This is a genomic window from Humibacter soli (assembly GCF_054779035.1).
Genome location: NZ_BAAGYX010000002.1, coordinates 684,757 through 699,073 on the forward strand (window position 1 = coordinate 684,757; position 14,317 = coordinate 699,073).

At 66.4% G+C, this 14,317-nt stretch carries 14 protein-coding genes; 10 read left to right on the forward strand and 4 right to left on the reverse strand.

The genetic code is table 11. From position 1 onward, the window contains the following. The first annotated feature begins 19 nt into the window (after positions 1-19). Positions 20-568 (forward strand): GNAT family N-acetyltransferase, encoded by a 549-nt coding sequence (locus tag ACYVDN_RS16405; RefSeq protein WP_460573302.1) that lies wholly within the window; start codon positions 20-22, stop codon positions 566-568. Between the two features lie 25 nt (positions 569-593). Here the strand turns inward: ACYVDN_RS16405 and ACYVDN_RS16410 are convergent, their stop codons facing one another. Then, positions 594-1,250 (reverse strand): YqaJ viral recombinase family protein, encoded by a 657-nt coding sequence (locus tag ACYVDN_RS16410; protein ID WP_460573540.1) that lies wholly within the window; start codon positions 1,248-1,250, stop codon positions 594-596. 198 nt (positions 1,251-1,448) lie between these two features. On the opposite strand from ACYVDN_RS16410, the gene ACYVDN_RS16415 reads away from it, so the two are divergent. Next, positions 1,449-1,685, forward strand: coding sequence for a hypothetical protein (locus tag ACYVDN_RS16415; RefSeq protein ID WP_460573304.1), 237 nt, complete (start codon positions 1,449-1,451; stop codon positions 1,683-1,685). A 39-nt stretch (positions 1,686-1,724) separates the two neighbouring features. Here the strand turns inward: ACYVDN_RS16415 and ACYVDN_RS16420 are convergent, their stop codons facing one another. Further along, a complete protein-coding gene (locus ACYVDN_RS16420) occupies positions 1,725-2,921 on the reverse strand; it encodes an ROK family transcriptional regulator (RefSeq protein ID WP_460573306.1) in 1,197 nt (398 codons plus the stop codon). A gap of 172 nt (positions 2,922-3,093) precedes the next feature. Between ACYVDN_RS16420 and ACYVDN_RS16425 the strand changes: the two genes are divergently transcribed. The 8 genes from ACYVDN_RS16425 to ACYVDN_RS16460 all read left to right on the forward strand — a co-directional run bounded on the left by ACYVDN_RS16425 (position 3,094) and on the right by ACYVDN_RS16460 (position 11,675). Next, entirely contained in the window at positions 3,094-4,284 is a 1,191-nt protein-coding gene (locus tag ACYVDN_RS16425) for a Gfo/Idh/MocA family protein (protein WP_460573309.1), read from the forward strand. A gap of 56 nt (positions 4,285-4,340) precedes the next feature. Next, complete coding sequence (locus tag ACYVDN_RS16430) at positions 4,341-5,705, forward strand: ABC transporter substrate-binding protein (protein ID WP_460573311.1); 1,365 nt, start codon at positions 4,341-4,343, stop codon at positions 5,703-5,705. Positions 5,706-5,736: 31 nt separating this feature from the next. Then, on the forward strand, positions 5,737-6,714 hold the full coding sequence (locus ACYVDN_RS16435) for a carbohydrate ABC transporter permease (RefSeq protein ID WP_460573313.1): 978 nt from the start codon (positions 5,737-5,739) through the stop codon (positions 6,712-6,714). A 115-nt stretch (positions 6,715-6,829) separates the two neighbouring features. Next, positions 6,830-7,612, forward strand: coding sequence for a carbohydrate ABC transporter permease (locus tag ACYVDN_RS16440; protein WP_460573315.1), 783 nt, complete (start codon positions 6,830-6,832; stop codon positions 7,610-7,612). An 82-nt stretch (positions 7,613-7,694) separates the two neighbouring features. Continuing rightward, positions 7,695-8,681 (forward strand): sugar phosphate isomerase/epimerase family protein, encoded by a 987-nt coding sequence (locus tag ACYVDN_RS16445; RefSeq protein ID WP_460573317.1) that lies wholly within the window; start codon positions 7,695-7,697, stop codon positions 8,679-8,681. Further along, positions 8,678-9,790, forward strand: coding sequence for a sugar phosphate isomerase/epimerase family protein (locus ACYVDN_RS16450; RefSeq protein WP_460573319.1), 1,113 nt, complete (start codon positions 8,678-8,680; stop codon positions 9,788-9,790). The genes ACYVDN_RS16445 and ACYVDN_RS16450 overlap by 4 nt, the downstream gene beginning before the upstream one ends. After that, positions 9,787-10,536 (forward strand): sugar phosphate isomerase/epimerase family protein, encoded by a 750-nt coding sequence (locus tag ACYVDN_RS16455; protein ID WP_460573322.1) that lies wholly within the window; start codon positions 9,787-9,789, stop codon positions 10,534-10,536. The genes ACYVDN_RS16450 and ACYVDN_RS16455 overlap by 4 nt, the downstream gene beginning before the upstream one ends. After that, positions 10,533-11,675 (forward strand): Gfo/Idh/MocA family protein, encoded by a 1,143-nt coding sequence (locus tag ACYVDN_RS16460; RefSeq protein WP_460573323.1) that lies wholly within the window; start codon positions 10,533-10,535, stop codon positions 11,673-11,675. The genes ACYVDN_RS16455 and ACYVDN_RS16460 overlap by 4 nt, the downstream gene beginning before the upstream one ends. A 174-nt stretch (positions 11,676-11,849) precedes the next feature. Here the strand turns inward: ACYVDN_RS16460 and ACYVDN_RS16465 are convergent, their stop codons facing one another. Both ACYVDN_RS16465 and ACYVDN_RS16470 read right to left on the reverse strand, forming a co-directional pair. Further along, positions 11,850-12,521, reverse strand: a complete 672-nt coding sequence (locus ACYVDN_RS16465) for an ABC transporter ATP-binding protein (protein WP_460573325.1) — start codon at positions 12,519-12,521, stop codon at positions 11,850-11,852. A 54-nt stretch (positions 12,522-12,575) separates the two neighbouring features. Continuing rightward, positions 12,576-14,153, reverse strand: coding sequence for an ABC transporter permease (locus ACYVDN_RS16470; RefSeq protein ID WP_460573327.1), 1,578 nt, complete (start codon positions 14,151-14,153; stop codon positions 12,576-12,578). Between the last annotated feature and the right edge of the window lie 164 nt (positions 14,154-14,317).

Here is a 14,317-nt window from a genome sequence, read left to right on the forward strand (position 1 = left end):
CTCGGGCTACCGTAGACGCATGTCGCTCACCATTCGCGAGGCGACGCCGACGGATGCCGACAGCCTCGCCTTCGTGGCGGCGGTCACCTTTCCGCTCGCGTGCCCTCCGCACACCACACGGGAGGCCGCCGCGGGATTCGTCGTCGAGCACCTCGGCCCCGACTCCTTCGCCGACTACCTCTCCGACCCCGACCGTGCGGTGTTGCTCGCAGAGGACGACGGCACGCCGATCGGCTACACGATGGTGGTGTTCGGTCAGCCATCCGACCCGGATGTGGCCGCGGCGGTCACGATCCAACCGACCAGCGAGCTCAGCAAGTGCTACGTGCTCCCCGGATACCACGGGCAGGGGGTGTCGCTGCGGCTGATGCAGGCGTCCGTCGACCTCGCCCGCGCCAGAGGGGCCGTCGGCATGTGGCTCGGCGTGAACGAGGAGAACGAGCGCGCCCAGCGGTTCTACGCCAAGAGCGGCTTCAGCAAGGTCGGCATGAAGCGCTTCCTCGTGGGGGAGGTCTGGGAAGACGACTACGTGCTCGAGCGTGCGCTCGACGACGCGCCCACGGGATGACCGGGTCGAGGTTCTAACCGGCGGCTCAGACCCGCCCGGTCGCCAGGATCCCGATGAGCTGCGTCGCCAGTGAGAGCAGCGAAGCGATCTCGTTCTCGTCGCGATCGATCCACCGGCACTCCGGGTCGCCGACCGGCACGAAGCCGTCGTGGCGCTCCCAGACGAACAGCGTGCGCTCGGCTCCGAGCACGTACTGCTGCCACCACACCTGCCTGAGGTAGTGCCTCGGGATGCTCCGCCATGGCTTGTTCGTCGTCTTGATCTCCGCGAGCTCGAGCCGCCCGTCCGGTCGGAGGGCCAGGCCGTCCGGCGTCGCGAGATGACGAAGGTCGCGTGCTGCGTGGAAGAGTGCGTCGCTCGGGTCGATGCCGTATTCGCGCGTCATCCAGGCCGCGATCTTCGGCTCTCGAGCCTTGCCGTGCTCCGTGTACACGTTGCCGGTGAAGCCTGTGCCGTGCACCTTCTGTCGTGCCGCGGCCATGATGGATGCCGGAGTCGAGAGCTTCGCCACGTCCGTCGCCGTGATGCCGCGGGATCGAGCACGAAGCCACGCGACCCGATCGGACGAGTGGGCAAGGATGCGCCGCTCGTGCGGAAGCAAAGGTCGCGGCGCCGGCGCGCTCACCGGATTCGACGTGCCTTGGATGCCGGCCGACAGCTCCTCCTCGAACAGAGAAAGCATCGTGTCGGTCATCGTTTCATTCTGCCGCGCTCGGGTCGCAGCGTCCGCCAGGCGTGACTGCGTTTCCGTCGATCTCGCTCGACTTCTCCTCCCCAGCCGCGGCGAATGCCCGCGGCTGCACAGATGCGCCCTGGGGCATCACATCGGCCATCAGCCGGTGACACGGTGTTGGGTATCAGAAAGAATGGAGGAGTGATCGTGACCGAACCCCAGGCCTGGACGCTGATCGGCGTCTTCGCGGCCGCCGCGTTGGGCGGATTCACGTTCGTGGTGGCGCGCCTTTCGCGGGTCATCCGCGCCGAGGTGGGCGGTCTCCGTGCAGAGATGCGCGGAGAGTTCGTCGGGCTGAAGCACGAGCTGGCCGCGGTGAACAAGCGGATCGATCGGCTCGACGGCGCCGTTCAGGCGATCACGAACCGTCTCTTGGGTTCGTAGCCGTACTTCGCACGGCGCGTCGTGGCCGCGACGTGGTGTTCATCCCCGCAGCGCGTCGTCGATGCGCTCAGGCGAGAGCACGTGATCGATGACCAGGTGCGCTGCTCCGATGGCGCCCCCGAGCGCCCCCGCGCGTGACTGCACGATCGTGAGGTGCTGCGTGGCCAGCGGCGTCGACCTGCGATAGACGACCTCGCGGATGCCCGCCAGCAGGTGTTCGCCCGAATTGCCGACGCTTCCCCCGATGACGATGACCGAAGGATTGAGGAGATTGACCGATGTCGCCAAGACCTCACCGACCGCGCGGCCCGCCTGACGCACAGTGCGGATCGCATCCCGATCGCCGTTGTCGAGCAGCCCGACCACGTCGGCACTGGTGACGACGCTGCGCGAGTCCGTGGAGAGCTCGGCGGCCAACGCCATCCCCCCGGCGATTGCCTCGAGATCGCGATCGTCGTCGGCTTGTCGCTCGGGGTCGTCCGAATGAGGCACCTGCACATGACCGATGTCGCCGGCAGTTCCCTGCGCTCCACGCTGGAGGCGGCCGCCGCTGATGATGCCGGCGCCGATGCCGGTAGACACCTTGACGAACAGCAGGTCCTCGACCTCCGGCCACACGGTGACCTGCTCACCGAGCGCCAGGACGTTGACGTCATTGTCCACGAGCACGGGTCCGGCGAAGCGCTCCTCGACGAACCCGGGAATGTCGAAGCCGTCCCAGCCCGGCATGATCGGCGGCTTGTTCGGTCGTCCGGTCGAATGCTCAACGGGGCCGGGAACCCCGATGCCGACGCCCGCGACCTCGGACACTTTGTGGCCGCTCTCGGCCAGCGCACTCTTCGCCGCCGTGATGAGCCAGTCGAGCACCTTCTCCGGTCCGAGGGCGATGGACAGTTCGCGACGCTCGCTCGCGAGCACGGCGCCCGTCAGGTCGCAGACCGTGACCAGTCCGTGTGCGGCACCGAGATCGGCGGCGACGACGACCCTGGCTCCGGGGTTGAAGGCCAGGCGCGCGGGAGGACGGCCGCCGGACGACGCGGCCTCGCCGGCCGGTGAGAGGAGTCCGACAGCGAGAAGCGCGTCAACACGAGACGAAACCGTCGATCGTGCCAGGCCGGTGGTGTGGCTGAGCTCAGCCTTCGTGCGTGCTCGCCCGTCGCGGAAGATCTGGAGCACAGCGCCGATGCCGGGAGCGGAGCCGTTGGCGGACGAAGCCCGCCTCTCCTGATCAGACATCGGTTTCCTCTCCGCGCTCACCATACTGCGCTGGCTGCCGGTCATCTTATCGGCGACATACTCAGAACTTTTGCTTGCCAATCGGCGAAAGCGTCATTAGCATCGAGCAAAACAGGGCACAAATACCCTGGGCAGATACACCGGATTCCTCTCCGAACACATGGAGTGCTCAATGAAGAACGACGATGTGGCCGCCATCAGCGGCCAGGCATTCGATCCCGGTCACCCGGCGGGCGTCGGAATCGTGGGCTGCGGGAACATCTCCCGGCGGTACGTGGAGGGAATGCGGCGGTTCCCGCAGCTGCGGCTGGTGGGCTGCGCCGACCTTGTTCCAGAACTCGCCGCCAGGCTTGCCGAGGAATCCGGCATCACGGCATATCCGACGATCGGGGCGCTGCTGGCCGATCCCGCCATTGACGTCGTCGTGAACATCACGCCACCCGTCGCCCACGCCGCGGTCACGATACAGGCACTGGATGCCGGCAAACACGTCTACGTCGAGAAGCCGATTGCCGCCACCCTGGCGGACAGCGAAGCCATGCTCGGCGCCGCGGAGCGAACCGGACTTCTCCTGGGCGCCGCACCCGACACGTTCCTCGGGAGCGCAGCCCAGACCGCGCGCGCCGCGATCGATGCCGGAGCCATCGGGGCGCCGATCGGCGCAGTCGCCTTCGTGACCCACTCGAAGGCCGAGCAGTGGCACCCGAACCCGACCTTCCTGTTCCAGCCGGGCGGTGGGCCCTCGCTGGACCTCGGCCCGTACTACGTGACTGCCTTGGTCAACATGCTCGGGCCGGTCGCGACAGTCGCCGGCTTCAACCGCATCGGCGCGCCCTTTCGGACCGTCACAGCGCCGAACCGCCACGTCGACACGATCGAGGTCACGACGCCGACCCACGCCGGCGCCATCCTCCGCCTGGAGTCGGGGGTGATCGTCACCATGATGCTCAGCTTCGACGCCTGGGACACCCACCTGCCGTTCATCGAGGTCTACGGCGACAAGGGCACGCTGACCCTGCCTGACCCCAACGGCTTCGACGGCGACGTGACGGTGCGCACGCACGACTCGAGCGATCACGAAGCAGCCGCTGACTGGCTGATCATCCCACCCGTCCTGCCGCCGTCCGGCGCGTCGGACGACCTCGGTGTGCAGCTGCTGCGCGGATTCGGCGTCGCCGATCTCGTCGATGCGATCGGCGGCGAGCCCCACCGTGCGAGCGGCGCGCTGGCCCGACACGTTCTCGAGGTTCTCGAGGCGATCCAGACGTCCACCGCGACAGAGACCGTGGTCCGGATCACGAGCACGGTCGACCGCCCCGAACCCCGAAAAAGCGACTCGCCCGCAGGCACGGGTGAGGCATGACCACGCCGCTAGGCGCGGAACCCCTGCACCACACCCATCGATCGGAGTAGATCACGATGAAAACACACAGCGCGACCCGAACGCGCGCGCGAATCCTCGGTCTGGTGGCGGCCGTGGCCGTCTCCGGCATCGTCCTGAGCGGCTGCGCCTCCGAGGAACAAGCCCAAGGCGGATCGGGCACCACCGGCAAGCAGTCCTACTACAAGGCCGCCGTCGCCGAGGCGAAGAGCCTCGCGAAGGGCCAGAAGCTCGAATCGTCCATCTCGATGCTCGGCGCCAACAGCGGCGCGGAGGGTCAGACCCTGCAGCAGGTCTACAAGGCGTTCACGGAGGGTACGGGAACCGCCGTCAACTACACCGGATCACCCGACGTCAACGACATCGTGCAGTCGCGACTGCAGGCGGGCAACCCGCCAGACATCGCCGACATCGCGATGGGCACCGCGGCCGCCTACGCCGAACAGGGCAAGGTGATGAATCTCAGCAAGGTCATGGGCAGCGAGCTGAAGCAGAACTTCAGCCAGGCGCTGCTCGACGACGCCTCCGTGAACGGCAGCGTCTACGGCGTCTATCAGGGGTTCAGCAACTTCATGCTCTGGTACAACCCGGAGGCATACACCGGACCGAAGAATCCCACGAGCTGGTCCCAGATCACCGACTGGACGGACCAGCAGGCGGCCAAGGGCACGCCCGTGTGGTGCGCTGCGCAGAATGCGGGAGCCTCGAGCGGATTCCCGGGCGGGCAGTACATCGAGAACATCTTCCTCAAGGAGTACGGCCCCGACCTTTATCGCCAGTGGGGTGAGGGAACCCTGGCCTGGACCAGCTCCCAGGTCAAGAACGCGTTCCAGCAGTTCGGCGCCATCATCGGAGACAACAGGAAGGTCTCCGGTGGCGTCGCGGGCATTCTCTCCACGCCCATCGCGACCGGATACAACGGCCTCAGCGCCAGCCCCGCGACCTGCCAAGCCGTGCTGTGGGGCTCGTGGGTTCCCGGCCTGATCGGTTCGACGGCCGTGCCCGGCAAGACGATCGACTTCTACCGCGTTCCGCCGATGGACCAGCAGTACAAGGATGACGAGCTCTTCCAGTCCACGACGAGCATCGCCTTCAACGACAACGCGACGACGCAGGCCTTCCTGAAGTTCATGGCCTCGACGGCGGCCCAGTCGTACCTTGCTTCCCTCAACCGTTGGCCGGTTGCGAACGTCAACGCGCCGGTGAGCGCCTATCCGAGCGCGACGCTGCAGAAGATCGCGAAGACGTACTTCGGGACCAGTTCCACCAAACTGCAGGTTGGGCCCAACTCGCTGATGAACTCGGCCACGTCGAGCGCCTTCTACAAGGGGGTCGTGACCTACCTGCACGATCCATCGACCCTGGACTCGGTGCTGCAGTCCATCCAGACCGCCTCACAGTGAGCCCGACAGAGCCGCACCCGGGGTCGGACAGATGAATCTCATCGACAACGTGCCGGTACTGATCATCATCGGTGCCATCGTCATCCCCATCGTCGTGTACCTGGCGCTGGGACTGGGCGAGCGGATCCTCACCCTGCTGCCCAAGCGCCCGGGACGGAGTCTTCGTCCCTGGGTGTGGCTCTTCGGGCCGCTCGTGCTCGTCATCCTGATCCTGCTCTACCCGCTCATCGCGACGATCATCTACTCGTTCTTCAACGCCAACACCACGGCAGCGGTGGGCTTCCAGAACTTCGTCTGGGCTTTTCAGGGCGAGATGCTCTCGGTGATCGGAAACAACATCGTCTGGCTGATCGTCTTTCCGATCGGCACGCTCGTGCTCGCCCTCGTGGCGGCGGTGCTGTTCGACCGGATCAAGTACGAACGTCTCGCGATGACCCTGATCATCCTTCCCACGGCGATCTCGTTCACCGCGGGCTCGGTGATCTGGACCCAGATGTACTCCTATCAGCCGCCCGGATCGACGCAGATCGGAACGTTCAACGCGCTGATCACCCTGATCCCCGGCGTTCAACCGGTCGCGTGGCTTCAGACACCGGTCATCAACAACCTCGCCCTGATCCTCATTGCGATCTGGCTCTCGGTCGGCGTCGCGACGCTGATCCTCTCCGCGGGAGTGAAGAACGTCGCAGGGGAGCTCATGGAGGCGGCCAGGCTCGACGGGGCCGGCGAGTGGCGCATCTTCCGAGCGATCGTATTGCCGTCCATCCTGCCCGCCGTGCTCGTGGTGGTCACCACCGAGATCATCGCCGCGCTGAAGGTCTTCGACATCGTCTACGTGATGACCAACGGCAACTACGGAACCAACGTGATCGCCAATCAGATGTACACCGAGCTCTTCTCGGCGAACAACCTCGGGCGAGCGAGCGCCATCGCGGTGATCCTGCTGGTCGCCGCGCTCCCCATCGTGTTCATCAACATCCACCAGTTCAGGGCGGAGTCACGATCATGACCACCACCATCAAGAGCAGCATCTCCGCCTCCGCCGACCATCGAGTCGCCACAGCGGCGACGCGACGCGATGGTCGTGGCGATGGCTCGTCCACCTCATCGTCATCGTGTTCATGGTGAGCTGGTTCGTCCCGATCCTCGCTCTCTTCATCACGTCGATCAGGACCCAGAACGACTCCTCGACGTCCGGATGGTGGATGGCGTTCGTCGAACCGCTCTTCACCGGGTACAACTATCAGCTCGCACTTCAGCAGGTGGGTGTGGCCGGCAGCCTCGCGACGTCGTTGGCGATCGCGATCCCCGTGACAGTGATGACGACTGTGCTTTCCGTGATCGGCGCATATGCCCTCACGCGCATGCGATTCGCCGGCCGCACGGTGCTGTCGCTGGTATTGGTCGCGATGCTGGTCACGCCACCGCAGATCACGCTGGTGCCGTTGCTTCGCATCTTCAATGTGTTGGGCCTCTCCGGCACCATTCCGGCGATCTGGATCTACCAGGTCGGCTTCACGATTCCGTTCGGCGTATTCCTGTTGCGCGGGTTCATCGCAGGCATCCCGCAGGAGCTCTTCGAATCCGCCAGCGTCGACGGGGCGTCAGCACTGCGCACGTTCCGATCCGTCGTCATCCCGCTGGCCTTCCCGGCCATGGCGTCACTGGCCATCATGCAGTTCCTCTGGTCGTGGAACGATCTGCTCACGCCGCTGATCTTCCTGGGCGGATCGAGCGTGCCGGAGCCGATCACGGTGCAGGTAGCTGCGCTCGCCCAGCAGACGACGCAGGGGCAGGGGGCGCTCATGGCCGCGACGTTCCTCTCGATCGTCATCCCGCTCATCTTCGTGATCGCTCTGCAGCGCTACTTCGTGCGTGGAGTTCTCGGTGGAGCGGTGAAGGGATGACCCACTCGACGCATCACCCCGCATTCGACCCAGCGGATCCGACCGGCTCCGCGCACCCCAACCACAGAAAGGGAGCACCGTCATGATCACCCGTTCGCAGGTCGCGCTGAACGCGCTGCAGTGGATCAACCTCAAGCAGCCTCCGGGAGGCCCAGCCGACAAGCCGATCTGGCTCTACGACGACCCTGCGTGGCGTTCGGAGCAGCCGGCCGTTCACCGCCAGGTCAAGAAGGCGGGATTCGACAACGTGATGCTCGAGGTTCTGAACACGCAGACGCTTCAGGCCTACCGCCGCATGCTCGATTCGGTCGAGCTCGCGCCCGCACCCGGATACGTCGACATCGGTCTGCCCGAAGACAACGGCATCGGGCTGGTGAAGGGCAGCGCCGAGTGGGTCAGGTGGTTCGATCGTGTGCGGCGCAGGGCCGAGGAGACCAACTTCATGGGACTGAACAGCGTCTTTCTCGCCGGGCAGCTCATCTTCGACGGCAACCCGAGGATCGCCGAGGCGACGGCTGTCGGTGCGGCCTTCCGGCAGGATCGGCTCGATCGCGTCGTCGAGTACATCGGCGAGGCGGCCGCCGTGCTGAAGGCCGAGGGTGTTCGTGCTGGACTGCACAACCACATCGGGTCGTGGATCGAGACCGAGTACGAGATCGACTACGTGCTCGACAACGTCGACCCGGACATCCTCGGCGCGTCGCTCGACATCGGTCACCTCGCGTGGGCGGGCATCGACTACCGAGCCATGCTCCGCAAGCACAAGAGCCGACTCCTCGATCTGCACGTCAAGGACATGGACCTCTCGATCGCCGCAGCGAGCCGTTCGCACCCGACCCCCTATTACGAAGTCGCCGACCAGAGATTCTTCCTCGAGCCTGGTCTGGGCGACATCGATCTCGACGGCGTGCTCGACGATCTCGCTGAGGGGTTCGACGGCTGGCTGATCATCGAGGTCGACCGCGCAAGCATGGAGCCGTTCGAGAGTGCGAAGTTCAGCTGGAACTGGGTCGAGCAGCACATACCCGAACACGTGAGTCCGGGCCGACCGGAGGAGGATGCGCGATGACGCGGCGTTTCGGCTATTGCATCTTCACGTTCGAGGGCGGCGATTGGTCCGTCGACGACTTCGACGGTCTCGAGCGCGGGTTCCGGCTCGCTCGCGAGCTCGGCTACTCCTATGTCGAGGGAACGTCTTACGTCAAGCCAGGACTGCTCAACGACGACCCGCGCACCGATCTGCAGTTCTTGAACAGGATCGGCACGATCTCGGACCTCAGTGCGAAGTACGATCTGCCGTTGTCCTCGATCTTCGCGGCCGCCGATCTTTGGGACGAATCGGAGCGGATCGTCGAGTTCCATCACTTCGAGGTGATGGCACGCATCGTCTCGACGCTCGGCATCACGAGCATTCCGGTGACGGTCGGCATGCATCGCGGGTCGGATGACCAGCGCTGGTCGCGCAAGCTCGGCACGCTTTTCACCGAAGCCGGTCTGCGCACGAGCGCCCTGGGCGTGAAGCTCCTGGTGCATCCGCACATCGAAACTCCGTTGGAGAGCCGTGACGACATCGACGCGTTCTTCGAGACCGCCGACACCTCGGTGATCGGCATGTGCATGGACACCGGGCACATTCTGGCCGGCGGTTCGGATCCGGTGGCGTTCGCGCGTGACACGCATCCGTCATCGAGTACCTGCACGCGAAGGATGTCGACAAGACAGCAGCCGATGCCGCCGTCGCTGCGCACGACAGGCAGGCACGGTATCTCGCGTTCCGAGATGCAGGTGAAGGCGACGTCGATTTCGTCGGGGTCTTCGAGGAGCTGCGCCGCGCCGGGTTCGGCGGCCCCATCCTCGCCGAGAACGACCTGTCGCCCGACCCCGAGGCGGCCATGCGCCGCGCGCACTCCTTTCTCACCGGCGTTCTATAACTGGCATCGTCGGATCGAGGGCTGGCATCGTCGGATCCAGGGACCGGCGGGTGGCACCGCGCCTGGCTGCCGTGCCACCCGCCCGAGCGTGCGAGGGCAGCCTCCGGCGACTTTTGCGCTAGGTGCCGTCAAAAGCCTGCTTAGATGGATCGCAAGGCGTTCTGTGCGCGACGTCGGGATCGAGACCGCACATCGACCGAGCCCGCATCCGAACGGCAACCGCACATCACTCAAAGGAGAATCGTGACCACCTCACCGGTTTCCGTGCAGCTCTACACCGTGCGCGAAGCCCTGCAAGACGATCTGCAGGGCACTCTGAACAAGCTGGCGGAGGTCGGCTTCACGCAGGTCGAGCCGTTCGCGTTCACCAACTTCCCCGGGCTCGGCGACGCGCTCGTCGCCGCCAAGCTCTCGGCCCCGACCGTGCACGTGCACTTCGTCGGAGAGAGTGACGAGGAGATCGCCTCGATCTTCGATGCTGCCCGCGAGCTCGACATCGAGACCGTCATCGATCCGCACGTTGCCGACGAGCGCTGGACCACGGCCGAATCGGTCGACGGGATCGCGGCTCAGCTCAATCACGCGGCGACCATCGCAGCGGAGCACGGTGTACGTGTCGGCTACCACAACCACGCCCACGAGTTCGAGAACAAGATCGACGGACAGAACGCGCTGGAGTACCTCGCCTCCAAGCTCGACCCCGCAGTCGTCATCGAGCTCGACACCTACTGGGTGGCCGTCGGCGGAGAGAACCCCGTCGATGTGCTCGGCCGTCTGGGCGACCGCGTCGTTGCGCTGCACATCAAGGACGGTCCCGCCACGAAGGAGACCAAGGACCAGGTGGCTGTCGGCTCCGGCAGCCTCCCCATCCGTGAGATCATCGAGGCCGCGCCGAACGCGCTGCGCGTGATCGAGCTCGACGACTCCCGCGACAACCGCTTCACAGCTGTTGCCGACAGCTTCTCTTACCTCACGAAGGAGGGTCTCGCATGAGCGAGTCCACGACCGTCTCGGCGAACTTCGCCGAGAACACCAAGACCGGTCCCGTTGGCGTCGGCGTCATCGGCGCAGGCAACATCTCGACGCAGTACCTGACCAACCTCACGTCGTTCCCCGACGTCGAGGTGCGCTTCATCGCCGACATCCTTCCTGAAGCGGCGAAGGCGCAGGCCGAGAAGTTCGGCGTTCCCGCGCACGGCACCGTCGAGGAGCTGCTCGCGGACCCCGAGATCGAGATCGTCGTCAATCTGACCATCCCGAAGGTGCACGCCGAGGTCGCGCTGCAGGCGGTGCGTGCCGGCAAGAACGTCTGGACCGAGAAGCCGATCGCTCTCGACCGTGAGAGCGGCCGCGCGCTGCTGGATGCCGCACACGCCGCAGGCCTCCGTGTCGCGTGCGCCCCGGACACGTTCCTGGGTGGCGGCATCCAGACCGCGCGTCGGCTGCTCGAGGACGGCGCGATCGGCCGCCCGCAGACCGCACTGACGCTCATGCAGCAGCCCGGGCCGGAGTCGTGGCACCCGAACCCCGCGTTCCTCTTCCAGGAGGGCGCCGGCCCGCTGTTCGATGTCGGCCCGTACTACGTGACCGCGCTCATTCAGCTCTTCGGTCCGGTCAAGCGCGTCGCCGCCGTCGCCTCGAAGGCGAAGCCCGTGCGCACCATCGGATCGGGCCCGCTCGCCGGCCAGACCTTCGACGTGACCGTGCCCTCGCACGTCTCCGCCGTTTTCGAGTTCGAGAACGGCCAGACCTCGCAGAGCATCTTCAGTTTCGACTCCAAGCTGCCCCGCACCCTCTTCGAGGTCACCGGTGTCGACGGCGCGCTCGAGGTCAACGACCCGAACATGTTCGTCGGCGAGCTCGTGCTGCACAGCGACGGCGACCCCAAGACCATCGTGGTCGAGGGCGAGCGCGCAGCGCGCGGCACCGGCGTGGTCGAGCTCGCACGGGCCATCCGGGCCGGGGTGCCGGAGCGCGCCAGCGGTGAGCAGGCGTACCACGCTCTCGACATCATGGTCTCCACCATCGAGGCAGCCGACACCGGCGAGTGGGTCGACGTGGTCAGCACGTTCACCCCGACGCCCGTGCTGCCCGAGGGCTGGGACCCGGCCGAGTCGACGCTGACGCGCTGACCCGATGGATGACGCCGCCTGGCGTCATCCATCGCACTGCCGCCATCCCGGCGCCACTGCCGAAATCGGAGTTCTGCCACGACACGCCGTGACCCCTGATGGGATCACGGCGTGTCGTGGCAGAACTCCGATTTTCAGTTGGCCGACGTGAGGCGCCCACGCAGCTAGGAGAGGTCAGGCGACCTCCTTCACCTTTCCCTGCTTGATGTGGAGGCGCCGCTGCGCTCGCCGGGCCACCGCCGAGTCGTGGGTGACGATCACGAGGGTGAGGCCGCGGTCGCGCCAGAGACCCTCGAGCACGTCCATGATCTCGTCGCGGGTCTCCTCGTCGAGGTTTCCGGTCGGCTCGTCGGCCAGCAGCACGTCGGGCTCCTTGACGATGGCCCGGGCGATCGCGACGCGCTGCTGCTGGCCGCCGGACAGCTCGGCGGGCCGGTGATCGCCGCGATCGCCGAGACCGACCGACTCGAGCGCCTTCGTGGCTCGCTCCTTGCGCTCAGCGGCCGGCACTCCGAGCGGCACGAGCGCCGTTTCGACGTTCTCCTGCGCGGTGAGCGTCGGGATGAGGTTGAAGCCCTGGAAGACGAAGCCGATCTCCCTGCCCCGCAGCCCGCCGAGCTTGCGGTCGCCGAGTGTTCCGAGGCTCGACGAGTCGAGCTCGATCGTGCCGGACGTCGGCCTGTCGAGCGCTCCCAGCATCTGCAGCAGGGTCGACTTTCCACCGCCCGTCGGACCTTGAATGGCGACCATCTGGCCGTTCGGGATGTCGAGCGTGACGTCATTGAGCGCAGTCACCTTGCGTCCCTTGCCCGGGTACTGCTTCGTGACGTTCTTGAGGGTGTACATCTGAGGTCCTTGTCGTTGAGCTGACGGATGTCGGTGCGTGGCGCGCCCCGCGTGCTACTGCACCGAGCGGAGTGCTTCGGCCGGCCGCAGACGCGAGGCCCGCCATCCGCCGATCGCGCCGGCCAGCAGACCGCCGAGCACGGCGAGGCCCACAGCCGCGACGATGATCCAGACGGTGATCGGGGCGCTGAGGTCGACCTGCGTGGTTGATGCCCCCGCCGCCGCGCGGGCTGCTCCTCCGAATGCGCCTCCGCCGTTCCCGCCGCCGAAGCCGCCCGCTCCGCCCGTCGTGCCGGTGCCCCCCGTGCCGCCGGTCGCTCCGCCGAATGCTCGTCGTGCGCCATCCGCCAGCGCACCGCCGACCCCACCGCGTGAGACTCCGCCGGTGAGAGTCGGAGAGACGACGTTGACGATGAAGACACCGACCAGGCCGATGACGATGCCCGCGATGCCGCCGATCAGACCCTGAACGACCGACTCGCCGGCGACCTGTCCGACGACGCGGCCGTTCGACCAGCCGATCGCCTTCAGGGTTCCGAACTCCCTGGTGCGACGGGTGACGCCCGAGATGGTGAACAGGATCGCGATGAGGAACGCAGCGGCGAGCACGATCACCGAGAGCCACGTGCCGAGGTTCGACACGAGCTGGCTGGCGCTGCCGAGGGAGCCGGAGACGCTCGATGCCAGGTCGGCCTGCGTCGAGACGGTCGCCTTGGGCAGTGTCTTCTGCAGGGACGCCTTGAGCGAGTCGACATCGCTCGCCGACTTCGCTGAGACGTAGACCGTCGTGACCTTGCCGGTCTCGCTGGAGAGGCTCTGCGCGACATCGAGCGGGATGTAGACGTTCGATGCGGTCGCGGAGTCGGAACCGGTCGGCTTCACGGTGCCGACGATCGTGAAGTCCTTGCCGCCGATGCTGATCGTGTCGCCGACGGAGAGGCTCTTCGACTTCGCGTAGCTGGCGTCGAGCACGGCGACCTTGGCGCCCTTGTCGCTGGCCTTGAGGGTACGGCCCTTGTCGAGCGCGGTGGAGGCGATCGGACCGACCGCCTGGCCGCCGGGCGTGATGCCCATGACGCTGAACGAGTTCACCGAGAAGGAGCTGCCGCCCTTGCCGTCAGAGCCGCCGGTCTGCGACTGCGCCCCTCCGCCGTTCTGAGCGTTCTGTCCGCCTTGGCCGCCCTGCCCGCGGTCGGCGAAGTTCGGGAGGGTGCCGCTGAAGCTGGTGTCGTTGAGCGCCAGCACGGCGGATGCCCCTGCGACGCCATCCGTGGCCTTCACCTTCGTGAGGGTGGAGTCGGCCATCGTGTTCGTTCCGAAGCCGACCGCGAGACGCGACGAGTCGATCTTGCGGCTGCCACCGGACTGCGTTCCCGCGCCGGAGCCGAAGTCGAAACGCGGGCCCTGCTGCCCGTTCGCTCCGGCGGTCGGCGCGCTCACCGGCTGGGTGATCGTGATGTCCGTTCCGACTCCGTACACGGATTGCAGCACCTGGGCCTGCGCGTTCTTGACCCCGGCTGCGACGGAGTTGACGATGATGACGAGTGCGATCGCCAGCGCCATACCGATGGCGATGATGATGGTCTGTCTGCGGCGGCCGAGCAGCTCGCGGCGCAGGTACGTTCCGAACATGAGCCTCCTTGAGTGGGTTCGCTCGAAACGTAGGCATTCGTGTTGTGGCGTCCCTATGGCGAGGTTGTGATTCGACCATGGGGTTTTGCGGGGCCGCACGCTCGCGGAATCCTGAACGCTTCGATGGGTTTCTCTCAGAATTCGCATAAGTTCCGCACAGTGGC

Coding starts and splice junctions, on each gene's coding strand:
- ACYVDN_RS16450 (WP_460573319.1), top strand. CDS start 8,678: ATGACGCGGCGTTTCGGCTATTGCATCTTCACGTTCGAGGGCGGCGAT.
- ACYVDN_RS16435 (WP_460573313.1), top strand. CDS start 5,737: ATGAATCTCATCGACAACGTGCCGGTACTGATCATCATCGGTGCCATC.
- ACYVDN_RS16420 (WP_460573306.1), bottom strand. CDS start 2,921: ATGTCTGATCAGGAGAGGCGGGCTTCGTCCGCCAACGGCTCCGCTCCC.
- ACYVDN_RS16445 (WP_460573317.1), top strand. CDS start 7,695: ATGATCACCCGTTCGCAGGTCGCGCTGAACGCGCTGCAGTGGATCAAC.
- ACYVDN_RS16410 (WP_460573540.1), bottom strand. CDS start 1,250: ATGCTTTCTCTGTTCGAGGAGGAGCTGTCGGCCGGCATCCAAGGCACG.
- ACYVDN_RS16405 (WP_460573302.1), top strand. CDS start 20: ATGTCGCTCACCATTCGCGAGGCGACGCCGACGGATGCCGACAGCCTC.
- ACYVDN_RS16465 (WP_460573325.1), bottom strand. CDS start 12,521: ATGTACACCCTCAAGAACGTCACGAAGCAGTACCCGGGCAAGGGACGC.
- ACYVDN_RS16470 (WP_460573327.1), bottom strand. CDS start 14,153: ATGTTCGGAACGTACCTGCGCCGCGAGCTGCTCGGCCGCCGCAGACAG.
- ACYVDN_RS16425 (WP_460573309.1), top strand. CDS start 3,094: ATGAAGAACGACGATGTGGCCGCCATCAGCGGCCAGGCATTCGATCCC.
- ACYVDN_RS16430 (WP_460573311.1), top strand. CDS start 4,341: ATGAAAACACACAGCGCGACCCGAACGCGCGCGCGAATCCTCGGTCTG.
- ACYVDN_RS16460 (WP_460573323.1), top strand. CDS start 10,533: ATGAGCGAGTCCACGACCGTCTCGGCGAACTTCGCCGAGAACACCAAG.